Origin of the sequence: Sphingopyxis selenitireducens (genome assembly GCF_051550705.1) — a bacterium.
Taxonomy (GTDB): domain Bacteria; phylum Pseudomonadota; class Alphaproteobacteria; order Sphingomonadales; family Sphingomonadaceae; genus Sphingopyxis.
The window spans coordinates 388,225-409,724 of sequence record NZ_JBPULG010000006.1 but is presented as its reverse complement, the minus strand read 5'-3'; the positions used below and the strand labels follow the sequence as shown (position 1 = coordinate 409,724).

Genomic DNA, 21,500 nt, shown 5'->3' with positions numbered 1-21,500 from the left:
GCGCTTCTTTGCGCAAATGCCGAGGCGGGTCCGCACGGGAGGAATGGCCGCGCGCTCAGCGTTGCTTCTTGGCGGTCGTCGCGTTGAAATCAGGGTCTTTTTTGGCCACCCAATCGACAAATTTGCGGATATTGGGATGGGCCAGCAGGCCCTCCACATCCATCCCGTGCCGCTGCAACTCGCTGTTGGTGAAATTGGCCATCAGCGTCTGCTGGCAAATCGGGTGCATGGGCACGACATCGCGGCCCCCCCGGCTCTTGGGTATGGGGTGGTGCCAGACGATGGTCTTGCCGGTCGGCCGGGCGCAGAGCCAGCAGGGCGGGACGACCACGGGCGCTTCTTCCTCGCGGTGCGCATCACCATAAGGATCATATTTCGAATGTTTGCGGGCCATGCGTCTACCTGAACTGCCGGAACTGGCGCTGTCCCCTATAGCGGTGCGGGCGTTTATTGCCACATGAGCCTGTTCGGCCGGATGGTGGAAGAAAGGGCGTGACGCGGTGGTTTTGCGGAGCGCCGGTCATCGGCTATGGCGCGGGCGATGCATGACCTGCCCATCCTCTACAGCTTTCGCCGCTGTCCCTATGCCATGCGCGCCCGGCTGGCGTTGCTGGTGAGCGGCGCCGCCTATGTCCATCGCGAGGTGGTTCTGCGCAGCAAGCCGGCCGCGATGCTGGCGGCGTCGCCCAAGGGGACAGTGCCCGTGCTGGTGCTGGCGGACGGGGCGGTGATCGACGAGAGCATCGACATCATGCGCTGGGCGTTGGGGCGGAACGATCCCGAGGACTGGCTGGCGCGGGGCGATGCGGCGCTGGTTGCGGAGTTTGACGGCGCCTTCAAACATCATCTCGACCGTTATAAATATGCCGGGCGATATGATGCCGACCCGCTGGCGCATCGCGCGGCGGGGCTGGCGATGCTGGCGGAGCGGCTGGGCGTCCGGCTGGCGGAGCGGGATTATCTGGACGGCGCGGCACGCGGCTTTGGCGATGTCGCGATCTTTCCGTTCGTGCGGCAATTTGCCGGGACCGATCCGGGGTGGTTTGCGGACCATGCGCCGCGGCGGGTGCAGGACTGGCTGGCGGGACTCGTCGGGTCGGATCTGTTCGAGCGGGCGATGATCAGGGTGACGCCCTGGGCCGGCGAAGAGGGTTGAGGAAGAATGGGGCCCGATTGGGGATTTTGCGACCTTATGATCATTCGGACCGAAGAAAATACCGCTTTGGCCGCATCGGTGGTTGACGCAATCGCGCCGCCGCCGCAGGCGGGATGTCACAGACGTCGAAGGCGCCCAACGGCCAGCCGCGCCTGATTCTCCCCGCCTATTGCTGAAGGCCCTGGCCCCATATGAAGTTTTTCAACCGGTTTGCATCGTCCGCGCACGATCTGGCTATCGACCTTGGGACCGTGAACACGGTCGTCTATGTCCGCGACCGCGGCATCGTCCTCAACGAACCTTCGGTCGTTGCGCTCGAGACGCGCGACGGCGTTCGCCGCGTCAAGGTCGTCGGGAATGAAGCCAAGCTGATGATGGGCAAGACCCCTGGCAATATCGAGGCGATCCGTCCGCTTCGCGACGGGGTGATCGCCGACATCGACGTGGCCGAGCAGATGCTGAAATATTTCATCGACAAGGCGCTGGGCGGGCCGAGCTGTTTCCGCCAGCGCAGCAATGTCGTGATTTGCGTGCCGTCGGGATCGACGATGGTCGAGCGCCGCGCGATCCGCGACGCCGCCTCCAATGCCGGGGCGGTTACGGTCCGGCTGATCGAAGAGGCGCTGGCGGCGGCGATCGGCGCCGGGCTGGAGGTCGCCGAGCCCGTCGGCGCGATGGTCGTCGATATCGGCGGCGGGACGAGCGAAGTCGCGGTCCTGTCGCTGAGCGGAGTCGCGTACAGCAATTCGGTGCGCGTCGGCGGCGACAAGATGGACGAGATGATCTCCTCCTATATTCGCCGCAAACATAATCTGATGATCGGCGAAATGACCGCCGAGCGCGTCAAGCTGGCCATCGGTTGCGCCACCGCGCCCGAGGGCGAGGGCATGGTGATGTCGGTCAAGGGCCGCGATCTGGTCAATGGCCGGCCGGCCGAGGTCCAGGTGTCCGAGGCCGAGATCGCCGAGGCGCTGGCCGAGCCCGTCGGAAATATCATCAGCGCGGTGCGCGCCGCACTGGAGCATACGCCGCCCGAATTGTCGGCCGACATCATCGACGAGGGCATTACGCTGACCGGCGGCGGGGCGTTGCTGCGCCGCATGGACAGCGCGATCGCGCTGGCGACGGGGCTGGACGTCCGTGTGTCCGACGATGCGCTGATCTGCGTCGCGATGGGCGCCGGGCGCGCCTTTGAAGAGCCTGCGTACCGTGGCGTCCTGCTGACGGGCTGATTGCCGGGCGGCGGATCAGCCGTCGCCCGGCTCTTCCCCGCGCAGGACGATCGCCGCTTCCGGCTTGTGCCGCCGGATTTCCTCGGCCGTCAGCCCCTTGATTTCGTGCGGGAAGATCAGCCAGCGATCGGTTTCGTGGACGAAGAAATCGGGGCGGAGGTCGGTGACGTTGCGGCGCGGTTTGAACCAGACCGTGGCGATACGGATGTCGCGCGGCATATTGTGGCGGCAGCGCGCGCGCAGTTCGGCGATGAAGGCGCGGATGCTGCGCCCCGAATCGAAGACATCGTCGATGATCAGCAGGCGGTCTTCGGGGTCGAGCGTGTCGATCAGATAGCCGAGGGCGAACACCTTCACCTCTGGATCCTGGCGGTCGATGCCGTGATAGGAAGAGGTGCGGATCGCGATATGGTCGCAGTGAACCTCATGATAATCGAGCAATTCCTGCACCGCGATGCCGACCGGCGCGCCGCCGCGCCAGATGCCGACGAGGTGCGTGGGCTTGAACCCGCTGTCGAGGACCTGCATGCCAAGGCGGAGCGAATCGGCAAGGAGGTCGTTCGCGCTGATATAGATTTTTTCGTCGCTCATGCGGACCGGCATAGGGCGTCGCGGGCGGCGGTGAAAGGGCGCGGGTGCGGATGACTCGAACGGCGATATGGGCTCTGTCCGCGCTGGCACTGACCGCTTGCGGACCAAAACCGCCGCTGCGCGTGATGGCGTGCGAGGCCGCGCCCCCGGCGCCGGTGACATTGTCCGCCGACGGGGAAGCCGCGACGGCGACGCTGTCGGTGCTGACCTATAATCTGGAGGGGCTGGGCTGGCCGGCGCGCAACGGACGGGCGCGCGAGTTGAAGGCGATCGGCGAACGGCTGGCGGCGATGCATGCGGCGGGGACCGCGCCCGATGTCGTCCTGTTCCAGGAGATGTTCAGCAGCGCGGCGAAGCGGGCGGTCGCGGCGAGCGGCTATCCGGCGATCGCGCCGGGACCGCGGCGGACGACGCCGTCCTCGCTGCCGGGGCAGGCGAAGCTGGCGGGCAAGGCCAAGCTGCTGAAGGGCGAGGCGGGGATCCGGCTGCTGGGCGGCGGGCTGGCGATCGCGTCGCGATATCCGATCGTCGACACCGCGCTCGATGCCTATGGCCTGCGCGCCTGCGCCGGGCTCGACTGCCTGGCCAACAAGGGGGTGATGCTGGCGCGGATCGCGATGCCCGGGGTGCCGACGCCGGTCGATATCTATAACACCCACATGAATTCGCGCGGCGCGTCGGGCGTGGCCGAGCCGCGCAACCGCGAGGCGCATGGGCGGCAGGCGGTGGCGGCGTCCGAATTTATCGCGCGGACGCAGGATCTGGCCTTTCCGCTGATCTTTGGCGGCGATTTCAACATGCGCCATTCGGAGGCGCGGTGGGAGGAATTCTCGGCCTATCACCCGCTGACTTTGGTGCATGAGGTGTGCGTCGATCCCAAGGCGGGGTGCGACGTCAAAATGTCGTGGGACGGCGATGAGCCGTGGATGGACACGCAGGACCTGCAGTTTTTCGCCGACGGCGAGCGGCTGACGGTGCGGCCGGTCAAGGTCGAGGCGATGTTCGACGGCGGACCGAGCGGGCCGCAATTGTCCGACCATGACGGCTTTCTGGTCACCTATGAATTGCGCTGGCCGGCGGCGATGAAGGCAACGCCCGGCTGCTGATCGCGATGCAGCGAATTTGAGCGCAAGAAACGGGGCGCAGGCGGCCGCGGCGGCTGGCAGGGCGCGGGCATGACAAAGACACACGACATGAGCGCGCGGATCGCGGCGCTGGACTGGGACGCGGTGGCGGCGGGGCTCGACCGCGAGGGCTGGGCGGTGCTGCCCGGGTTGCTGAGCGGCGCGGAATGCGATGTGGCTGCGGCCCTCTATGACCGCGACGATCTGTTTCGCAGCCGGGTGCATATGGCGCGGCACGGCTTCGGGCGCGGCGAATACCGGTATTTCGCCTATCCGCTGCCGCCGCTGATCGGCGCGCTTCGGGGCGAGCTTTACCCGCGGCTGGCGCCCGTCGCGAACCGCTGGCACGCGCGGATGGGGATGGATGTCCGTTTCCCGGCCGATCATGATGAATTTCTGGCGCGCTGCCATGCGGCGGGACAGGCGCGGCCGACGCCCCTGCTGCTGAAATATGGACCGGGTGATTATAACTGCCTGCATCAGGATCTGTACGGCGAGCATGTGTTTCCACTGCAGGCGGCGGTCCTGCTGTCAGCGCCCGGCGATGATTTCAGCGGCGGCGAGTTTGTGCTGACCGAGCAGCGGCCGCGGATGCAGTCGCGCGCGGCGGTGGTGCCGCTGGGCAAGGGCGACGCGGTGCTGTTCGCGGTGAATGCGCGCCCGGTGAAGGGCGCGCGCGGCGATTATCGGGTGATGATGCGGCACGGGGTGAGCGAGCTGCGGTCGGGGTCGCGGCACACGCTGGGGGTGATTTTCCACGACGCGGGGTGAGGAGTAGGGTGCTATTTCCGCGTCGCGGCGCTCTGGTCGCGGATGGCCTTGAATTCGGAGCGGTCTTTCCAGTTCGGCCACCGCGCCGAATTCGCCAGTTCCTTGCCGATGCTATAGGTGACCGCGATATCCTCGACCGCGCCGGTGAGGTCCCAATTGCTGTCCCATGCGTCGCAGGCCTGATGATAGCATTGGCCGGTATAGGCATCGACCCACGCCTGTCCCGCCGGGCGGCCGCCCTTTGCGAGGTCGGAGGCGCCCGCGATGCCCATCAGGAGGAGGACGGGGACGCCGCGCTTGGCGAGGCTGAAATGGTCGGCGCGGTAGAAGAGACCGCGTTCGGGGAGGCTTTCGACGCTGACGGTGCGGCCCTGTAGCGCTGCGTGGCGGGCCAGATCATCCTCCAGACTGCTCTGCCCCTTGCCGACGAGAATGACGTCTTTGGCCTTTCCGGCGGTCTGGAGAATGTCGAGCGTCAGGTTGGCGACGGTCTTTTCGAGCGGATAAAGCGGAGCATTGGCATAGGTTTCGGAACCGAGCAGCCCGCGTTCCTCCGCCGACCAGAGCGCGAAGACGAGGCTGCGGTCGGGCGCCGGGCCCGCCTTGAACAGCCGCGCGATTTCGAGAAGCCCCGCGGTGCCGAGCGCATCGTCATTGGCGCCGGCGCGATAGATGCGTCCCGCCGCGTCGGGCGGGCCTTCGCCATAGGCGTCCCAATGCGCGCCGAACATCACCACCTCGTCGGGGCGTTTGGCGCCTGGGATCTTGGCGAGCAGATTGCGGCTTTGCACGACATTGTGCTGCACCGGGATCGCGGCGTCGAAAGCGACACCGGGAAGCGGCACCGGGCGGAAGTCGGCGCGGCGCGCGGCGACCCGCAATTTGGCGAGATCGAGCCCGGCGCCGGTGAACAGCCGCGTCGCCATGTCGCCCGATAACCAGCCCTGCAGCGCGAGGCTGGTCACTTTGCCGGGCGCGCGGACGATGTCGAAATTTTCGCCGCCGCCGCTTTTGATGACATTCCAGCCATAGCCGACGCCGTCGGTATCATGGACGATCAGCGCCGCAATCGCCCCGCGCCGTGAGGCTTCCTCGAACTTGTAGGTCCAGCGGCCATAATAGGTCATCGTCCGGCCGCCGAATTTGTCCGCGACGGGCTCGCCCTTGATCGCCGAGAAATCGGGATCGTTGATCAGGAAGACCGCGACCTTGCCCTTCAGATCCTGTCCCTTGAAATCGTCCCAGCCGCGTTCGGGGGCGGTGACGCCATAGCCTACGAAGACCAGCGGCGCCTTGGCGACGGCGGCGATATCGACGGGCTGGAGCGTCGAGACATAAATATCCTCGCCCTGCGTCAGCGGCTGCGCCGTGCCCGCGCGTTCGAATTGCAGCGTCGTCGGTTCGCCGAGGCGAGTGTGGAGCAGCGGGACGGGCTGGGTCCAGCCGCCGTCGGTGCCGCCGGGTTCGAGCCCCAGCGATTCGAACTTGCCGATCAGATAGCCGATCGTCCGGTCCTCCCCCGCCGTGCCCGGCGCACGTCCCTCGAACAGGTCGGAGGCGAGGGTGCGGACGGTGGTGGTGAGGTTGGCGGGGTCGATGGCGGGGGCCGGGGCCGATGGGCTTTGTGCGGCGGCGGGTGCCGCGAGGGACGCGAGGAGGAGGGCGGCGGTGAGGCGCGAGGACATGAGGTGTAAGCTCCCGGTTGATCGGGAGCCTTCTAGCATGGCGGGGCGGGGTTTGGCGAAATGATCGGGCGCCGAAGCGGCGCATTTCGACCGATGGCAAGATATCGTCAGTCCCGCACAAGCGGGAACCCAGCTTTTTGTGCCCGTTGAGCCGGCGGAGCTTTTCGTCCCGTTTGGGATGGCGGCGAATCTTTGTGCCTTTGTGTCTTTGTATGAAAAAAGGAAATCTCACGCGAAGGCGCAAAGGCACGAAGAAGAGAGAAGCTGGATTCCCGCTTTCGCGGGAATGACGGGGTGCAAAGGTGGCATGCAGGATTTGACGGGGCTGGCCGTGGGGCTGGCCCATGTCGCGGCGGGTTCCGCCGCCGCTCCGCGGGGAGGGCGGAGATAGTGATAACCATATGGGTTATTTTCTATTGACATCGTAACGCTGATATGGCACAAGTGTCACATCATGAAGAATTGCGAGTCGGGCCGGCGCCCCCTGATCCGGGGGTGTTCCGGCCCGATTGCGTTTTGGGGTGAGGCGATATGGACGATCCGGTGATTCAGGGCGGATGCGGTCGCACGGTGATGGCGCGGCAGCCGCAGGATAAAAATGTGACCGACGAACAGCGGCAGCTGTTTCTCGACGCGCTGGCGGGCAGTTGCAATGTGCGGCAGGCGGCGGTCGAGGCGGGCTTTGCGCCGTCGACGGCGTACAAGATCCGCCAGCGCGATACGGGCTTTGCCGCCGCGTGGCAGGCGGCGATCGAAACCGGCTATGTGCGGCTGGAAACGGCGCTGGTCGAGCGTGCGATCCTGACGATCGAAACGTCGCGGGACGATGCGCCCGATGCGTCGCCTGTCGTCGGCGCCATGACGGTGGCGCAGGCGATCGACCTGATGAACAAGCATCGCGCGAGCATCGAGGGCGGGCGAGCGAAGCGCGTGCGATTGAACGCGCGCCAGCGGCCGACGGCGGAGGAAACCGACGCCGAAATCCTGCGGCGGATCGCGGTGATCGAGCGGCAGCGCGTGAAACCGGCCGCGCAGGAAGGCGATTAATGGCGCGCTGGATCGACCAGCTGAAGCTGGGCGCCGATGAAACCATCCTCGACCGCATTCTGTCGTTGTCGCTTGAGGAGCGCGAGCGGCTGATCCGCGAGATGCCGCGTAAATATGTGCAGGAGCTGGAGGAGCGTTGGTACACCTGGGCGCATGACGGGCAGCGCGAGCCGCCGGGCGACTGGCCGGTGTGGCTGATCCGCGCCGGGCGCGGTTTCGGCAAGACCCGTGCCGGGGCCGAATGGGTGAGCGAGGTTGCGCGGCGGATGCCGGGCGCCCGGATCGCGCTGGTCGCGGCGAATGAGGGCGACGGATTGCGCGTGATGATCGAGGGGCCGAGCGGACTGATTGCGGTCGCCCGCGCCGATGAAAATCCGCGCTGGCGATATCGGCTGCGCGAACTGCATTTCGACAGCGGTGCGGTCGCGACGCTCTTCTCTGCGCAGGCCGGTGAGAATCTGCGCGGCCCTGAACATCATGCCGCCTGGTGCGACGAGCTGGCGAAATGGCGTCATGGCGATACGGCGTGGGACAATCTGATGATGGGGATGCGGCTGGGCGAAAAACCGCGCGTTCTGGTGACGACCACCCCGCGCCCGGTGCCGCTGATGGCGAAGATCGAGAAAATTCCGGGGCATGTGATGACATGGGGGCGGACGGCCGGGAATCCCCATCTGCCGCCGAGTTTCGTGACCCACATGATCGCGCAATATGGCGGGACGCGGCTGGGCCGGCAGGAACTGGACGGCGAAATGCTGGAGGATGTCGAGGGCGCGCTGTGGCCGCGCGCGCTGATCGAGCGGTGCCGGATCGCCGAAGATGACGTCGGCAAGCTGGCGCGCGTGGTGATCGGGGTCGATCCGCCGGCGACGTCGCATGGCGACGCGTGCGGGATCGTGGTCGCCGCGCAACTTCGCGACGGGCGGCTGGCGGTCGTCGAGGATGCGAGCGTCGAACATGCCTTGCCGGGGGTGTGGGCGCATGCGGTCGCGGCGGCGGCGGCGCGCTGGGGCGCCGACCGGGTGGTCGCCGAAAGCAATATGGGCGGCGAAATGGTCGGCGCGGTGTTGGCGCAGGCGAATATCGCGCTGCCGGTGAAGGCGGTCCATGCGAGCGTCGGCAAGGCGCGGCGCGCCGAGCCGGTCGCGCTCGCCTATGAGCGCGGACAGGTGGTGCATGCGGGGGCGTTTGCGGCGCTGGAGGACCAGCTTTGCGGGTTTCAGCTGGGCGGCGGTTATGCCGGGCCGGGCCGATCTCCCGATCGGGCGGACGCTTGTGTTTGGGCGCTGGCGGAGTTGCTGGAGGGGCTGCGCAAAGAGCGGGCGCCGGGGGTGCGGCGGGTTTGAAATTGTCCTGATAGGATAATTGCTCTTGCCGCCGGCGGCGGCATATGCGATTCCTAAAACGCGGAAGTTATTCCGTAAGGGTGGCAGCCGCCCTACCGTTCACTCCGGGTTAGAAGTCGAACGAATACTGGCAAGGCCAGCGCCGAGTGTGAGCACGCACATGCTCCACTCGGCCAAGCCGCCAGCGCCTATAAGCACGTACAAATACGCGACCCATAAGCCACCGCCTTTCTGAATGCAGGGTTGAGCCCGCGCTCCGGAAGGCCCACGCCTCCGCGCCGATCAGAGGCGACGGTTCCGGTCAGAAAGCCGAATAGGACGGCTGCCGAAAACGTTCATAATCGAGTGAGAACAAATAGCCAACCATGAACAGTGGCCATTTCCAGCCATTGATCTCGAATCTTGGGCATAAATTTGAATTACAGGGGCCGCTTGCTCAAGCGTGTCCATGTTGAAATCGGAGAACATCATGAACTGGTTTGGCCGGAAGGCTGCGCAGTCGTCTGCGCGGCCTGCTTTGTCGCGGGTGTATGGGACGTGGGCTTCGCCAGCGCCGCTCTCTTATGAAGCGCAGCTGCGTGAGGGATATATGGGCAATGCGATCGTCCAGAGGGCGGTGCGGCTGGTCGCCGAGGCGGCGGGCAGCGCGCCGCTGGTCGCGAGCGATCCGGCTTTGGCGGCGCTGGTGTCGGGGGCGTCGGGCGGGCAGGGGCTGGTCGAGACGCTGGTGTCGCAATTGCTGCTCCACGGCAATGGCTATGTGCAGATTTTGGCCGATGGCGCGGGCGCGCCCGCCGAACTGTTCGCGTTGCGGCCCGAGCGGGTGACGGTCGAGGCCGATGCGCGCGGGTGGCCGGTCGCCTATCGGTACAAGGCTGGCGGCGCGGGGGTGGTGCTTCCCGCCGAGGATGGCGCGGGGCGGACGGCGGTGGTGCATGTGAAGGCGCTGCATCCCTTGGACGATCATTATGGCGCGGGCTGTCTGGGCGCGGCGTCGGCGGCGATCGCGGCGCATAATGCGGCGGCGGTGTGGAACCGCGCTCTGCTCGACAATGCGGCGCGGCCTTCGGGGGCGCTGGTGCATGATCCGGGGGACAAGGGCATGCCTTTGTCGGCGGAACAAGTGGATCGGCTGCGCGAGGAATTGGCGGAGAGTTTCGCGGGCGGGGCAAATGCGGGGCGGCCGTTGTTGCTGGAAGGGGGGCTGCGGTGGCAGGCCTTGTCGCTGTCGCCCGCCGAGATGGATTTCCTGGCGCTGAAGGATTCGAGCGCGCGCGAGATTGCGATGGCGTTCGGGGTGCCGCCGATGCTGCTCGGGCTGCCCGGTGATGCGACCTATGCCAATTATCGCGAGGCCAACCGCGCGCTGTGGCGGCTGACGGTGTTGCCTTTGTGCGCGAAGATATTGGGGGCGGTGGCGCAGGGGCTTTCGGGCTGGTTCGCGGGCGCCGAATTGCGCGTCGATCTGGATAAGGTGCCGGCGCTGGCCGAGGACCGGATGGCGTTGTGGCGCGAGGTGTCGGCGGCGGACTGGCTGACGGCGGATGAGAAGAAGGCGCTGTTGGGGGTGGATTAGCCACCCCCGTCACCCCGGACTTGATCCGGGGTCCATGACTGCGGCGCTGCTGTGGATCCCGGATCAAGTCCGGGATGACGAATATTGGAGAATCTCGATGGATGAGGAAGAGGCGCTCGCGCGGTTGATCGCGCTGGCGGGGACGGGTGCGGCCGGAGTTTCCGGCGCGCTCGATGCGGCGCTGCTGCGGGCGGTGGTCGAGGAGGCGAGCGAGCTGGGGGCGCGGCGGGCTTTGGCGCGGCTGGGGCTGGCCGACGAGGCGGCGCGTGATGACATGGTGGATCTGCGCCAGCTGCTCGGCGCCTGGCGCGATGCGAAGACGAGCGCGTGGAAGGCGGCGGTCGACTGGGCGGTGCGCGGGATGCTGGCGTTGCTGGTCGTCGGGCTGGCGGTGAAGCTGGGGTTGCCGGGGTTGCTGCGGTGAGGGCGGCGGCGCTCGCCGCGCCGCGCGCCGGGGGCGTTCGCTTTGCGGGCTATGCTTCGGTGTTCGACCGGGTCGATCGCGGGGGCGATGTGGTGCGCGCGGGGGCATTTGCCGCGAGTTTGCGTGGGCGCCGCGCGGTGCCCCTGTTGTGGCAGCACCGGCCGGGCGCGGTGATCGGGACGATCGAGACATTGGCGGAGGATGCGCGCGGGCTGCGCGTCGTGGCGCGGGTGACGGATGGCGTCGCGGCGGGGCTGGTCGCGCGCGGGGCGCTGACGGGATTGAGCTTTGGTTATCGGGTGACGGCGGCGCGGGGGAGCAATCCGCGCGAGTTGCTGGCGCTCGATCTGGCCGAGGTGAGTCTGGTGGCGATGCCGATGCAGCCGCTGGCGCGGGTGATTGCTGTAGATTTTTGAGCAGGAGTGACGGGAATGGAATTTGATGTGGAAGTGAAAGCGGATGCGCTCGACGGGGCGTTCGATGCGGTGCTGGCGGCCGAGGCGGTCGATGAGCTCAAGGCGTCGGTGGCGGCGCTGAAGGCGCAGGTCGATGCGCAGACGGTGGCGGCGTCGCGGCTGCCGCTGGACGGAGCGAAGGCGGCCGATCCGGCGCGCGATGCCTTTGTCGAGCGTTACCTGCGGCGCGGGGTCGATGCGGGCACGGAGATGAAGAGCCTGTCGGGGGCTAGCGGCGGCGAGGGCGGCTATGCGGTGCCGCGCGAGATCGACGGGACGATCGCGGCGACGCTGAAATCGCTGTCGCCGATCCGGTCGATCGCAACCGTCGTGCAGACGGGGTCGAGCGGCTATCGCAAGCTGATCGCGACGGGTGCGATGGGCGCGGGCTGGGTCGGCGAGACCGCGGCGCGGCCCGAGACGGCGACGCGCAGCTTTGCCGAGATCGTGCCGCCGTCGGGCGAGCTTTACGCCAATCCGGCGGCGAGCCAGGCGATGCTGGACGATGCGATGTTCAACGTCGAGGACTGGCTGGCCGACGAGCTGGCGCGCGAATTTGCGGTCGCCGAGGGGACGGCGTTCGTGAGCGGCAATGGCACGAACCGGCCGAAGGGCATCTTGTCCTATGCGACGACGAATGAGGTCGACAGCGTGCGCGCGTTCGGGACGTTGCAGCATCTGGCGTCGGGGACGGCGGGGGCCTTTCCGGCGGCGAACCCGCAGGACAAGCTGGTCGAGCTGGTCCACAGCCTGCGCGCGCCCTATCGTCAGGGCGCGGTGTGGGTGATGAACAGCGATACGCTGGCGCGCATCCGCAAGTTCAAGACGACTGACGGGGCGCTTCTGTGGCAGCCGGGGCTGGTCGAGGGGCAGGCGGCGAGCCTGCTGGGCTATCCGGTGGTCGAGGCCGAGGACATGCCCGATGTGGCGGCGAACAGCCTGTCGATCGCCTTCGGCAACTTCCGCGCCGGCTATCTGGTTGCCGACCGCGGCGAGACGCGCATCCTGCGCGACCCGTTCAGCAACAAGCCCTTCGTGCATTTCTATGCTACAAAAAGGGTCGGCGGCGCGGTGATCGACTCGCAGGCCATCAAGCTGATGAAATTCGCCGCCAGCTGACACGGCGCTGGCGTGCGATGGGCGCCCGGTCCCTGTTCCTCTATCCCTTTCGGTAGCGGGGGCCGGCCGCCGATCCAGCCAGCAGATCGGTCATAACGCGCGCCCCCTTTCGCGAAGAGGGAGAGGCGGCGGACATAAATCGGAAAACGAAAGGATGGGCGATGGGGGCGACAAGCCTGTTGCCGGGCGATGCCCCGGTGAGCCTGAACGAAGCGCGCGACTGGTTGCGCATGGGGGCGGCGACCGACGATGCGATCGTCACGGGATTGATCCTCGCGGCGACCGGCATTTGCGAAGCCTTTGTCGGCGCGTGGCTGATGATCCGGGACGTCGAAGAGGTGCTGACGCTGCGGGGCGGGAGCGTGCGGCTGAGCGCGCGTCCGGTGGTGACGATCGGGACCGTCACCCTGCCGGGACCGGAGGAGATGGCGACGGTGGTGGAGGCGGGCGCGTATTGCCTGCGCCGCGATCGCGACGGCACAGGGCGGCTGGCGATCGATCGGGCCGGGGACGGCGCGCAGCTGCGCGTCGCCTATCGCGCCGGGATCGCCGAGGATGCGGGCGCCGTCCCCGAAGCCATCCGCCACGGCATTCTGCGCATGGTCCGGCATCTGCACGATGCGCGCGACGGGGAGGGCGCGCCGCCGCCGGCCGCGATCGCGGCGCTCTGGCACCCCTGGCGGCAGATCACGCTGGGAGGCGCGCGATGACCGGCGCCGAACAGGCGGTGCGCGGCAGGGCGTTGGCATTGCTGGCGGCCGATGGCGCGCTGGCCGGGCTGGTTCATGGCGTCTTCGACGGCGTCCCGGCGCGGGCGAGCGCGCCCTATGTGGCGGTGGGGGCCGCCGAAGGGGTTGATTGGGGAACCAAGGACCGGACCGGACGCGAGGTCCGCCTGACGCTGACACTGACGGGCGTGGGGGGCGCGGTCGACGATCGGGCGTCCGCGCGTATTGCGGCGGTGGCGCCGATGATGCGAGGGGCCGCCGATGGCTGGTCGGTCGTGAGCGCGCGGGTGATCCGGACGCGCTTCGCCTTCGGGCGCGATGGCGGCTGGCGGCACGAAACCATCTGGCGCTGCCGCTGTCTGATGGCGTGAGGTTTTTCGGTCGCGTGCAGTGTGCACAAGCGCCGGTTGCAACCCGTCCCAAGCCCCGGCTTTCGCCGGGGAGCCATAGAGGGAACGGGAAGGACGCCGGCGGCGATCAGTCGCCAGGCATCGTGTTGGTGTCGGCGTAATCCTTATATTTGTCGACGAAATTGGCGTGATAATCGTCAACCTGCATGTCGGCATCCTCGGATGCGACCTTTTCGGAATCGCCGCCCGAGCGGCTGAACGCGATCACCGCGCCCCGAAAGGCGGCGCGTTCGTCGTTGCAGATCGATTTGACCGCCACTTCGAATTCGCCGGCCGGCATTTTGGCCTCCAGCGACTTCTTCACATTGTCGCGGAGGCACTTGGTGAAGGCGGCGCGCGTCGTGTCGACCGTTGCGGTCGGCGCGGGCGCCATGGCGGCCAGCAATATTGTCGTGATCAGCATCCTGCGACTCCCCGTTAACGCATGATTTTTCAGGTGAGGAGAATAGACGATGGCGATTGAAAATGGGAGCGCTTTTCTGCTCAAAATCGGTGATGGCGCGGTGCCGCCTGCCTATCGCACCGTTGCGGGGCTGCGCACGACCCAATTGTCGGTCAATGGCGAGGCGGTCAATGTCACGACCAAGGATTCGGGCGGCTGGCGCGAGCTGTTGTCAGGCGCCGGGGTGCGTTCGGTTTCGGTGAGCGCAGCGGGCATTTTTACCGGGTCCGATGCCGAAGTGCGGCTGCGTGGTCATGCGCTGGCGGGCGCGATCGACGCCTATGAGCTGAGTTTCGAAAGCGGCGAGCGGATGCAGGGGCGGTTCCTGGTCACGCGGCTCGATTATGCCGGCGATTATAATGGTGAGCGCAACTACACGCTGAACCTGGAATCGAGCGGCGCGGTGGTCAGCCTGTGAGCGGGGCCAACGGCTTGCGCGGGGAGGCCGAACTGCGCGTCGGAGGGGCGGTGCTGGTGCTGCGCCCGAGCTTTGCCGCGCTGGTCGCGGCGGAAGCGGAGCTGGGGCCGTTGTTCGCGCTGGTCGAGCGCGCCGCCGATGGGCGGCTGGAGCTGGGCGAGATGACCTGCCTGTTCTGGCATTGTGTCCGCGACCGCGCGGAGGGGCTGACGCGAGAAGCGGTGGGCGAGGCGGTGGTCGCGGCGGGACTGGCGGCGGTGACCCCGGCGCTGCGCGTGCTGCTGGGGCAGATTTTGCAGGGGCGGTGAGGTGGCGTTCCCGCAAGCCGATCCTCCCTGTGCCGCAGGCATGGGGAGGGGGGCCGCCGACGGCGGTGGAGGGGCCGCTACGACGGCGCCAAAGGCCCCTCCGTCAGGGGCTGTGCCCCTGCCACCTCCCCATCGCTGCGCGACAGGGAGGATGGATGGGGGCGAGGCGGGGCTTTTTGGCGCTGCGGCGCTGCCTTTGCTCGGCCTGATGGCGCGGGTCGCGGGGTGGCGGCCGACGGAATTTTGGGCGGCGACGCCAGCCGATGTGGCGGCGGTGCTGGCGGGCCGGGTCGTTGAGGACGGCGAAGCGCCGTTGGGCCGGAGCGGGCTGGCGGCGATGATGGAGGCATTTCCCGATGGATGAGATCGACGAGATGGTGGTGGCGGTCCGCGCCGACACCGGGGCGTTTCGCCGCGACATTGCAGTATTGCGCGCCGAACTGGGCGGCGGGCTGACGACCGCCGCCGATGCGGCGGGGCGCGGGATCGAGCGGGCGCTCAACCGCGCGATCGTCTCCGGGAAGCTGGGGTTCGAGGATCTGAAGCGGATCGCGCTGTCGGTGATGGCCGATATTGCGCGCGCGGCGATTTCGAACGGGATCGGCGCGGCGATGGGGGGAAGCGGCGGATCGGGCGGCGGCGGTGGATTGCTGCAGCTGGGGATGAGCCTGGCGACGGCGCTGTTCGGCGCGCCCGGACGCGCGACGGGCGGGCCGGTGAGCGCGGGGCGCGCCTATCGCGTCGGCGAGCGCGGGCCCGAACTGTTCGTGCCGACCGCGAGCGGGCGGATCGAGGCCGCAGGCGGGACGGTGCGCAACATCGCGATCACGGTGAATGTGCGCGGTGAGACGGGAAGCGACCCGCAGCGGCTGGCACAGACGGGGCGGCAGCTGGCGCGCGCGGTGCGGCGTGCGGTCGCTGCCGGAGAGGAGTGATGGGCTGGGCGTTGGCGGCGGCCGAGCCGCATCATCGCAAGGGGTGGCTGAAACGCTTTGACCCGCGTTACTGGACGGTAGATTTTGCGCGGCCGATGATGGCGAGCGTCGTGAGCGAAACGCCGGGGATGCTGCGCGTCGAGGCGCTTTTTTATCGGAAGCAGGATTTGGCGGGGCTGATCTGGGAGAGCGAAGACCGCTGGGATCATCCTTTGCTCGCCTATGAGACGCGGCGCGATTTTCGCCGCACGCAGCTGAAATTTCGGTGGCGGTCGGGCGGAATGAAGCCGCTCGACGCGCTGCACGGGCCGACCTTGACGATCGAGGGGCGCGATGCCGCGGGGAACCCGCGCGCCTGGTATGTGCGGCTGTGGAATTATGCGGCCGGAACGGCCGAGGATGCGCTCGTGAGTCTTGATTTCGATGCGCTGGTAGGCGGATTTCTGTTGCCGGACGAGGCTGATCCCGTGTGGGCGGGCGACATCGACCGGATGTTCATTTCGCTGGTGCCCCCGTCCTTCGATGGCAGCGACGGCGTGCTGTCCGCTCCGGCCGAGGGCTGGGCCGAAATGAGCGAGATCGTCTGTTCGGGGTCGGGATCGGTGCTGGCGATCGGCGATGTGACGATGCCCGAGCATCGTCTGGGGATCGCGAGCGGATATGACGACAGCTATCATCTGACCCCGGCGCGGCTGGTACGGCAGATCGTCCAGCTGGGTTATCGCGGCGATGTCGTCCATTATGTCGGGATGAGCCATTATATGCGGCTCGAGGCGCTGGGCGGCGGCCTTTACGCCAGCCTCGCGGGCGGGGTGCTCAATGCGCCTTGCACGGCGTGGCACGCGGGGTTCGCGGGGGCGTGCAAGGCGGCGGGGCTGGGTCTGATCTGGTCGCTATCCTATGAATATTTCGACGCCTATTGCTGGAACGACTGGAAGCAGCGCGCGGCCGACGGGTCCCCGGCGCTGACCGGCTGGGAACCGCCGTCGACGCTGTTGTCGCCCGCCAATGCGGCGGCGATGGGATATTTGCAGCTGGTCGCGCGGGCGTTCGTCGCGATCGGACGCGGCGCGGGACTGCCGCTGAAATTCCAGGTCGGCGAGCCATGGTGGTGGATCGCGAGCGGCGGCCGCCTTTGCGCCTATGACGATGCGACGACGGCGGCGCTGGGTTCGGCGAGCGTGGCGATGGCCGATGTGCGGGGCGCGCTGGATGCGGGGCAGCGGGCGATGCTCGATGCGCTGGGTGCGCTGCTCGCGACGTCGACCGCGGCGCTGGTCGCAGCGGCGCGCGATGAGGCCGGGACGGCGGGGCTGGTCAGCCATTTGCTGGTCTTTCTGCCCACCGTCCTCGATGCCGCGGCCCCCGAGGTGCGGCGCGCCAATGTGCCGATCGGCTGGGCGGCGTCGGCGTTCGATGTGCTGCAGCTGGAGGATTATGACTGGGTCACGAGCGGACGCGGCGCCGAGACGGCGGGCGGTGTTGCGGCGATGGTCGAGCGGCTGGGCTATCCGGTGGACGAGCAGCATTATTTTTCGGGCTTTGTGCTGAACGCCGAAGATCGCGCGCAATGGGGACCGATCGCCGATGCCGCCGATGAAGCGCGGCGTGCAGGGGTGGCGCGGGTGTTCGTCTGGGCGCTGCCGCAGGTCGCACGCGACGGTTTCGTGACCTTTGACGGGGAGGATGATGTGCAAGCCTTTGATGCGGTGGATTTCCCGCTGGCGATCGGCCGCGAGGCGATGGTGGTGACCGAATTTTCGACCCAAATCATCGCATCGCCGTCGGGGCATGAGCAGCGCGCGAGCGAATGGGTCGAGGCGCGGATGCGCTATGATGCGGGGCCGGGGGTGCGGTCCGAAGCCGATGTCCGGACGCTGGCCGATTTTTTCCGCGCCCGGCGTGGGGCGGCGCGGGGGTTTCGCTTTCGCGACCCGTTCGATGCCAGCTCGGCCGCCGATGGTGCGATGCCGGGGGCGAACGACCAGTTGCTGGGAATCGGCGACGGCAGCCGGCGGCAGTTTATGCTGGTGAAGCAATATGGCGGCGGCGATGCGGTGCAGATGCGCACGATCCGCCTGCCGGTCGCGGACAGCGTGCGCGCGTCGCTCGATGGGGTGGAGACGGCGGGTTTTTCCATGACGGGGGCGGGCGAATTGCTGTTCGATGCCGCGCCTGCGCCGGGGACGATGGTGCGCGCGGGCTTTCTGTTCGACGTTGCGGTGCGCTTTGCCGAAGACCGGCTGGAGGTCAGCCGCGCGACCTTTCTGGCGGGCGAGATCGCGAATGTACCGCTGATCGAGGTGCGGGCGCCATGGTGATGCCGGAAACGTTGAGCGCGGCGCCCGGCTGGCTGCGTGAAGAGCTGGTGACGCTCGCCTGGTGCTGGCGGTTGTCGCGCCGCGACGGGGTGCTGATCGGGCTGACCTCGCATGACCGCGACCTGATGGTCGGGGGGCTGGCCTATCGCGCCGCGCCGGGGATGAAGCCATCGGCGCTGGAGACGAGCGACAGTCTGGACATGGAGACGCTCGATCTGGAGGGCGGGCTGGCGAGCGATGCGATCGCTGCGGACGATCTGGATGCCGGGCGCTGGGACGGCGCCGAACTGACGCTGTTCGTCACCGACTGGACCGCGGCGGATGCGGCGCCGGTGACGGTGGCGCGTGGGTCGCTGGGCGCGGTCGAGCGGCGCGGGGCGGCCTTCACGGCCGAATTGCAGGGGGTGACGCGGATGCTCGACCGGCCGGTGTGCCCGGCGACTTCGCCGAGTTGCCGCGCCAATCTGGGCGACCGGGCGTGCCGGGTCGACCTGGCGCCGCGCACGCATTTCCGGCGGGCGATCGCGGTCGCGGGGCGGATCGTGACGCTCGACAGCGCGGTAGACGCCATGGCCTTTGGCGAGCTGATGTGGATCGAGGGCGCCAATTGCGGGCTGGCGTCGCCGGTGATCGCCGCCGAGGGTACGGCGCTGCATCTGGCGGAGGGGCCGCCGCTGACCGCGGTGCTGCCGCTGCGCGTGCGGCTGATCGAAGGGTGCGACAAGCAGCTGGCGACCTGTCGGACGCGTTTTGCCAATGCGGTGAATTTTCGCGGAGAAGCTCACCTGCCTGGCAATGACCTGCTGACGCGTTATCCCGGTGGATGAGGTCGGCGCGCACGCTTTTGCGGCGGCGCGGGCGATGGCCGGGGCACCATTCCGGGCGCAGGGATGCGATCCGGCGACGGGGGTCGACTGCGTCGGGCTGGTGTGGGCGGCCTATGCGGCGGCGGGGCTGCGGCTGGTGAGGCCGCGAGACTACCCCCTTCGCGGGTGGGCGCGGGCGCGCGTGGAGGCGGCGCTGGCGGCGGCCGGTTTCGTGGCGATCGATGCGGATGTGCGCGACGGGGACGTCGCGTTGATCGCTTTTGCGGCGGGGCAATTTCATCTGGGGCTGATCGGGCCGGGGAGTCTGGTCCACGCGCATGCGGGGCTGCGGCGGGTGGTCGAGACTCCGTTTGATTCAAAGGCAGAGGGCGCGGCGCTGTGGCGCTTAGGGAGTTTATGATCATGGCGACATTGGTGCTGACGGTGGTTGGCGGGATCGTGGGCGGTCCGGTCGGGGCGGCGATCGGGGCCGCCGTCGGCCAGCAGATCGACGCCGCGATCTTCAAGCCGAAAGGGCGCGAGGGGCCACGGCTGGCCGATCTGAAAGTGCAGGCATCGACCTATGGCCAGCAGATCCCGCAAATGTTCGGGACGATGCGCGTCGCGGGGAGCGTCATCTGGGCGACCGATCTGATCGAGCGGCGCAGCAAGCGCGGCGGCGGCAAGGGGCGGCCGTCGGTGACCGAATATAGCTATGCCGCCTCGCTGGCGGTGGCGGTGTCGTCGCGGCCGGTCCGGGCGATCAAGCGCATCTGGGCCGACGGCAATCTGCTGCGCGGGACGAGCGGGACGTTTCAGGAGCGCTGCGTCTTTCGCTGGCACGACGGCAGCGAGGATCAGCCGGTCGATCCGCTGATCGCGTCGGCGGTCGGCATGGCGTCGGCCAGCGCATTTCGCGGGCTGTCCTATGCGGTGTTCGAGGAGCTGGAGCTGGCGAGCTTCGGCAATCGCATCCCGTCGCTGACCTTTGAGGTCGAGGCCGATGCGGGCGATATCGATGCGGGGATGGTGGGCGATGCCTTGCTGGGCGAGCCGGGGCGCTGCACCGGGCGCTGGCCTTTTGCAGGCTATGCTGCGTCGGGCGACCGGGCGCGCGAGGCGCTGGCGCCCTTGTTCGAAGTCGATGCGGTGCGGCTGGTGAGCCGGCCCGACGGATGGCGGCTGGCACCTGCGGTGCTGGCCGGCGCGCCGGTCGCGCTGGCGGATTTCGGCGAGGCGCGGCGGAGTGAGGCTGTGGGTGATTGTGCCGAGCGGCGGCGCGCGCCGATGGATGCGCTGCCGGGGGTGATCCGGCTGCGTCATTATGAACCCGGGCGCGACTATCAGCTGGGGCAGCAGACGAGCATCGTCGCGGGCGGCGGGGTGCGCGAGGAGCGGATCGATCTGCCCGCGGTGCTGTCCGCCGGGTTGGCGCGGGCGCTGGCGCGGCAGATGGCTGGCGCAGTGGCCGACGGCCGCGAGGCGCTGGTGTGGCGCGCTGACCTGGGCGCGCTCGCGCTGCCGGTCGGCGGGGTGGTGACTTTGGCCGATGGCGGCGCCTGGCGGCTTGCGGGGCGGACGGTGCGCGATCGCGATATCCTCCTCGAACTGCGCCGCCACCAGCCCTTGCCGGTCGATGGCGCTGGCGCCGATCCGGGCACGCCGGTCATCGCGCCCGACTGGCCCGATGCCGTCGGCACGGTGCAAATCTTCGACCTGCCCAATATCGGCAGCCCGGCGGCGAATGCACCGCGGTTGCTGGTGGCGGGCGCGGGAAGCAACGACGGCTGGCGCGGCGCCGACTGCTGGTTCGTCGCGGCGTCTGGATCGGCGCCGGTCGCCGTCGGTGCCTTGCGCCCGGCAGCGGCGCTGGGGATGCTGGCCGAGCCACTGGGGGCGGGAAGCCTTGCCTTGTTCGACGGTGTCAGCCGTGCGCTGGTCACGCTGGTCAATCCGGCGATGACATTGGAATCGATCGACGACGCGCGGCTGCTGGGCGGCGCACACCGGGCGATGATTGGCGGCGAGTTGATGCAATTCGGGCACGCCGAAGCGGTGGCCCCCGGGGTCTGGCGCTTGTCGCGGCTGCTGCGCGGGCGCGGCGGCACCGAAGATGCGATGGTGCATGGCGCGGGTGCACCCTTCGTGCTGCTGGGCGACCCGGCCGCGCTGATGCTGCCCGATGAGCTTGCCGGTGCGGCCGAAGGCACCGGAGCGACGCTGCAATGGGCGCCGCGAAATGGAGTGACGCTGACCGAAGTTCTTGTGCCCGGCGATGCGCTGGCGCTCCGGCCGCTGGCGCCGGTCCATGGGCGGATCCGGAGCGACGGGGCGGGCGGCGTCCACATCGGATGGGTGCGGCGCAGCCGCGTCGATTCGGGATGGCGCGACCATGTCGACCTGGCGGTGGGAGAAAGCCGCGCTGCCTGGCGCGTAGCGGTGGTTCCTTCCGTTGCCGGCGTCGGGCCCTGGGAATGCCTGACGCCCGAGCTTCATATCCCGGGGGCTGTTCTGGCGTCCGTGCCGCCGGGGCAAGCGGTCGAAATTCGCCAGATCGGCGATTTCGCACTGTCGCTTCCCCTTACTCTAACGCTCCTATGAAAGGA

Annotated in this window: 24 protein-coding genes; 20 read left to right on the top strand and 4 right to left on the bottom strand. The window is 68.2% G+C overall.

All coding sequences use genetic code 11. The features are described from left to right. Positions 1-55 precede the first annotated feature (55 nt). Entirely contained in the window at positions 56-394 is a 339-nt protein-coding gene (locus tag ACSYDV_RS20580) for a hypothetical protein (protein ID WP_438325887.1), read from the bottom strand. A gap of 147 nt (positions 395-541) precedes the next feature. Here ACSYDV_RS20580 and ACSYDV_RS20575 point away from each other — a divergent pair, with 147 nt between their 5' ends. Both ACSYDV_RS20575 and ACSYDV_RS20570 read left to right on the top strand, forming a co-directional pair. Next, a complete protein-coding gene (locus ACSYDV_RS20575) occupies positions 542-1,156 on the top strand; it encodes a glutathione S-transferase (RefSeq protein WP_438325886.1) in 615 nt (204 codons plus the stop codon). Positions 1,157-1,347: 191 nt separating this feature from the next. Next, positions 1,348-2,388, top strand: a complete 1,041-nt coding sequence (locus ACSYDV_RS20570; protein WP_438325885.1) for a rod shape-determining protein — start codon at positions 1,348-1,350, stop codon at positions 2,386-2,388. A 15-nt stretch (positions 2,389-2,403) separates the two neighbouring features. Here the strand turns inward: ACSYDV_RS20570 and ACSYDV_RS20565 are convergent, their stop codons facing one another. Continuing rightward, positions 2,404-2,979, bottom strand: a complete 576-nt coding sequence (locus ACSYDV_RS20565) for a phosphoribosyltransferase (protein ID WP_438325884.1) — start codon at positions 2,977-2,979, stop codon at positions 2,404-2,406. Between the two features lie 50 nt (positions 2,980-3,029). On the opposite strand from ACSYDV_RS20565, the gene ACSYDV_RS20560 reads away from it, so the two are divergent. Both ACSYDV_RS20560 and ACSYDV_RS20555 read left to right on the top strand, forming a co-directional pair. After that, a complete protein-coding gene (locus tag ACSYDV_RS20560; protein WP_438325883.1) occupies positions 3,030-4,085 on the top strand; it encodes an endonuclease/exonuclease/phosphatase family protein in 1,056 nt (351 codons plus the stop codon). Between the two features lie 87 nt (positions 4,086-4,172). After that, entirely contained in the window at positions 4,173-4,874 is a 702-nt protein-coding gene (locus tag ACSYDV_RS20555) for a 2OG-Fe(II) oxygenase (RefSeq protein WP_438326012.1), read from the top strand. Positions 4,875-4,885: 11 nt separating this feature from the next. On the opposite strand, the gene ACSYDV_RS20550 is transcribed toward ACSYDV_RS20555, so the two are convergent. Continuing rightward, positions 4,886-6,559, bottom strand: a complete 1,674-nt coding sequence (locus tag ACSYDV_RS20550; RefSeq protein WP_438325881.1) for a M28 family metallopeptidase — start codon at positions 6,557-6,559, stop codon at positions 4,886-4,888. A 531-nt stretch (positions 6,560-7,090) separates the two neighbouring features. On the opposite strand from ACSYDV_RS20550, the gene ACSYDV_RS20545 reads away from it, so the two are divergent. From ACSYDV_RS20545 to gp17, 8 genes are all read left to right on the top strand, one after another. Next, positions 7,091-7,606, top strand: a complete 516-nt coding sequence (locus ACSYDV_RS20545; RefSeq protein ID WP_438325880.1) for a hypothetical protein — start codon at positions 7,091-7,093, stop codon at positions 7,604-7,606. Beyond that, positions 7,606-8,952 carry a DNA-packaging protein gene (locus ACSYDV_RS20540; RefSeq protein WP_438325879.1) on the top strand — a complete coding sequence of 449 codons (1,347 nt, stop codon included), beginning with the start codon at positions 7,606-7,608 and terminating at the stop codon, positions 8,950-8,952. The genes ACSYDV_RS20545 and ACSYDV_RS20540 overlap by 1 nt, the downstream gene beginning before the upstream one ends. Positions 8,953-9,421: 469 nt before the next feature. Then, on the top strand, positions 9,422-10,528 hold the full coding sequence (locus tag ACSYDV_RS20535; protein ID WP_438326010.1) for a phage portal protein: 1,107 nt from the start codon (positions 9,422-9,424) through the stop codon (positions 10,526-10,528). A gap of 97 nt (positions 10,529-10,625) precedes the next feature. Next, positions 10,626-10,952: a DUF6127 family protein gene (locus tag ACSYDV_RS20530; protein ID WP_438325877.1), complete on the top strand. Its 327-nt coding sequence runs from the start codon at positions 10,626-10,628 to the stop codon at positions 10,950-10,952. Next, entirely contained in the window at positions 10,949-11,368 is a 420-nt protein-coding gene (locus ACSYDV_RS20525) for an HK97 family phage prohead protease (protein ID WP_438325876.1), read from the top strand. Before ACSYDV_RS20530 ends, ACSYDV_RS20525 begins: the two co-directional genes overlap by 4 nt. A 15-nt stretch (positions 11,369-11,383) precedes the next feature. Beyond that, positions 11,384-12,526: a phage major capsid protein gene (locus ACSYDV_RS20520; protein WP_438325875.1), complete on the top strand. Its 1,143-nt coding sequence runs from the start codon at positions 11,384-11,386 to the stop codon at positions 12,524-12,526. Between the two features lie 161 nt (positions 12,527-12,687). Beyond that, on the top strand, positions 12,688-13,236 hold the full coding sequence (locus ACSYDV_RS20515) for a head-tail connector protein (RefSeq protein WP_438325873.1): 549 nt from the start codon (positions 12,688-12,690) through the stop codon (positions 13,234-13,236). Next, positions 13,233-13,625 carry a tail completion protein gp17 gene (gene gp17 / locus ACSYDV_RS20510; RefSeq protein WP_438325872.1) on the top strand — a complete coding sequence of 131 codons (393 nt, stop codon included), beginning with the start codon at positions 13,233-13,235 and terminating at the stop codon, positions 13,623-13,625. The genes ACSYDV_RS20515 and gp17 overlap by 4 nt, the downstream gene beginning before the upstream one ends. A 106-nt stretch (positions 13,626-13,731) precedes the next feature. Here the strand turns inward: gp17 and ACSYDV_RS20505 are convergent, their stop codons facing one another. Beyond that, positions 13,732-14,067 (bottom strand): hypothetical protein, encoded by a 336-nt coding sequence (locus tag ACSYDV_RS20505; RefSeq protein ID WP_438325871.1) that lies wholly within the window; start codon positions 14,065-14,067, stop codon positions 13,732-13,734. 49 nt (positions 14,068-14,116) lie between these two features. Between ACSYDV_RS20505 and ACSYDV_RS20500 the strand changes: the two genes are divergently transcribed. The 8 genes from ACSYDV_RS20500 to ACSYDV_RS20465 all read left to right on the top strand — a co-directional run bounded on the left by ACSYDV_RS20500 (position 14,117) and on the right by ACSYDV_RS20465 (position 21,495). Next, complete coding sequence (locus ACSYDV_RS20500) at positions 14,117-14,524, top strand: phage tail tube protein (protein ID WP_438325869.1); 408 nt, start codon at positions 14,117-14,119, stop codon at positions 14,522-14,524. Continuing rightward, positions 14,521-14,832, top strand: coding sequence for a GTA-gp10 family protein (locus ACSYDV_RS20495; protein WP_438325867.1), 312 nt, complete (start codon positions 14,521-14,523; stop codon positions 14,830-14,832). The genes ACSYDV_RS20500 and ACSYDV_RS20495 overlap by 4 nt, the downstream gene beginning before the upstream one ends. A 151-nt stretch (positions 14,833-14,983) precedes the next feature. Then, positions 14,984-15,196 carry a phage tail assembly chaperone gene (locus ACSYDV_RS20490; RefSeq protein WP_438325865.1) on the top strand — a complete coding sequence of 71 codons (213 nt, stop codon included), beginning with the start codon at positions 14,984-14,986 and terminating at the stop codon, positions 15,194-15,196. Beyond that, positions 15,189-15,767 carry a tail tape measure protein gene (locus ACSYDV_RS20485; protein WP_438325863.1) on the top strand — a complete coding sequence of 193 codons (579 nt, stop codon included), beginning with the start codon at positions 15,189-15,191 and terminating at the stop codon, positions 15,765-15,767. Before ACSYDV_RS20490 ends, ACSYDV_RS20485 begins: the two co-directional genes overlap by 8 nt. After that, entirely contained in the window at positions 15,767-18,088 is a 2,322-nt protein-coding gene (locus tag ACSYDV_RS20480; RefSeq protein WP_438325862.1) for a DUF2460 domain-containing protein, read from the top strand. The genes ACSYDV_RS20485 and ACSYDV_RS20480 overlap by 1 nt, the downstream gene beginning before the upstream one ends. Then, on the top strand, positions 18,082-18,915 hold the full coding sequence (locus ACSYDV_RS20475; protein WP_438325861.1) for a phage/gene transfer agent baseplate hub protein: 834 nt from the start codon (positions 18,082-18,084) through the stop codon (positions 18,913-18,915). Before ACSYDV_RS20480 ends, ACSYDV_RS20475 begins: the two co-directional genes overlap by 7 nt. A 34-nt stretch (positions 18,916-18,949) precedes the next feature. Continuing rightward, the gene (locus tag ACSYDV_RS20470; protein WP_438325859.1) at positions 18,950-19,315 is read left to right on the top strand and encodes an NlpC/P60 family protein; all 366 of its coding nucleotides are present in this window, start codon (positions 18,950-18,952) and stop codon (positions 19,313-19,315) included. Between the two features lie 2 nt (positions 19,316-19,317). Next, the gene (locus ACSYDV_RS20465) at positions 19,318-21,495 is read left to right on the top strand and encodes a GTA baseplate fiber-binding domain-containing protein (RefSeq protein WP_438325858.1); all 2,178 of its coding nucleotides are present in this window, start codon (positions 19,318-19,320) and stop codon (positions 21,493-21,495) included. The last annotated feature ends 5 nt before the right edge of the window (positions 21,496-21,500 follow it).

Bases quoted from the DNA above. Each gene is read 5' to 3' on its own strand.
- ACSYDV_RS20490 (WP_438325865.1), top strand. From the start codon at position 14,984: ATGGATGGGGGCGAGGCGGGGCTTTTTGGCGCTGCGGCGCTGCCTTTG.
- ACSYDV_RS20530 (WP_438325877.1), top strand. From the start codon at position 10,626: ATGGATGAGGAAGAGGCGCTCGCGCGGTTGATCGCGCTGGCGGGGACG.
- ACSYDV_RS20500 (WP_438325869.1), top strand. From the start codon at position 14,117: ATGGCGATTGAAAATGGGAGCGCTTTTCTGCTCAAAATCGGTGATGGC.
- ACSYDV_RS20570 (WP_438325885.1), top strand. From the start codon at position 1,348: ATGAAGTTTTTCAACCGGTTTGCATCGTCCGCGCACGATCTGGCTATC.
- ACSYDV_RS20465 (WP_438325858.1), top strand. From the start codon at position 19,318: ATGGCGACATTGGTGCTGACGGTGGTTGGCGGGATCGTGGGCGGTCCG.
- gp17 (WP_438325872.1), top strand. From the start codon at position 13,233: ATGACCGGCGCCGAACAGGCGGTGCGCGGCAGGGCGTTGGCATTGCTG.
- ACSYDV_RS20580 (WP_438325887.1), bottom strand. From the start codon at position 394: ATGGCCCGCAAACATTCGAAATATGATCCTTATGGTGATGCGCACCGC.
- ACSYDV_RS20475 (WP_438325861.1), top strand. From the start codon at position 18,082: ATGGTGATGCCGGAAACGTTGAGCGCGGCGCCCGGCTGGCTGCGTGAA.
- ACSYDV_RS20550 (WP_438325881.1), bottom strand. From the start codon at position 6,559: ATGTCCTCGCGCCTCACCGCCGCCCTCCTCCTCGCGTCCCTCGCGGCA.
- ACSYDV_RS20545 (WP_438325880.1), top strand. From the start codon at position 7,091: ATGGACGATCCGGTGATTCAGGGCGGATGCGGTCGCACGGTGATGGCG.
- ACSYDV_RS20480 (WP_438325862.1), top strand. From the start codon at position 15,767: ATGGGCTGGGCGTTGGCGGCGGCCGAGCCGCATCATCGCAAGGGGTGG.
- ACSYDV_RS20515 (WP_438325873.1), top strand. From the start codon at position 12,688: ATGGGGGCGACAAGCCTGTTGCCGGGCGATGCCCCGGTGAGCCTGAAC.
- ACSYDV_RS20560 (WP_438325883.1), top strand. From the start codon at position 3,030: ATGACTCGAACGGCGATATGGGCTCTGTCCGCGCTGGCACTGACCGCT.
- ACSYDV_RS20575 (WP_438325886.1), top strand. From the start codon at position 542: ATGCATGACCTGCCCATCCTCTACAGCTTTCGCCGCTGTCCCTATGCC.
- ACSYDV_RS20565 (WP_438325884.1), bottom strand. From the start codon at position 2,979: ATGAGCGACGAAAAAATCTATATCAGCGCGAACGACCTCCTTGCCGAT.
- ACSYDV_RS20535 (WP_438326010.1), top strand. From the start codon at position 9,422: ATGAACTGGTTTGGCCGGAAGGCTGCGCAGTCGTCTGCGCGGCCTGCT.
- ACSYDV_RS20520 (WP_438325875.1), top strand. From the start codon at position 11,384: ATGGAATTTGATGTGGAAGTGAAAGCGGATGCGCTCGACGGGGCGTTC.
- ACSYDV_RS20470 (WP_438325859.1), top strand. From the start codon at position 18,950: ATGGCCGGGGCACCATTCCGGGCGCAGGGATGCGATCCGGCGACGGGG.
- ACSYDV_RS20485 (WP_438325863.1), top strand. From the start codon at position 15,189: ATGGATGAGATCGACGAGATGGTGGTGGCGGTCCGCGCCGACACCGGG.
- ACSYDV_RS20505 (WP_438325871.1), bottom strand. From the start codon at position 14,067: ATGCTGATCACGACAATATTGCTGGCCGCCATGGCGCCCGCGCCGACC.
- ACSYDV_RS20555 (WP_438326012.1), top strand. From the start codon at position 4,173: ATGAGCGCGCGGATCGCGGCGCTGGACTGGGACGCGGTGGCGGCGGGG.
- ACSYDV_RS20540 (WP_438325879.1), top strand. From the start codon at position 7,606: ATGGCGCGCTGGATCGACCAGCTGAAGCTGGGCGCCGATGAAACCATC.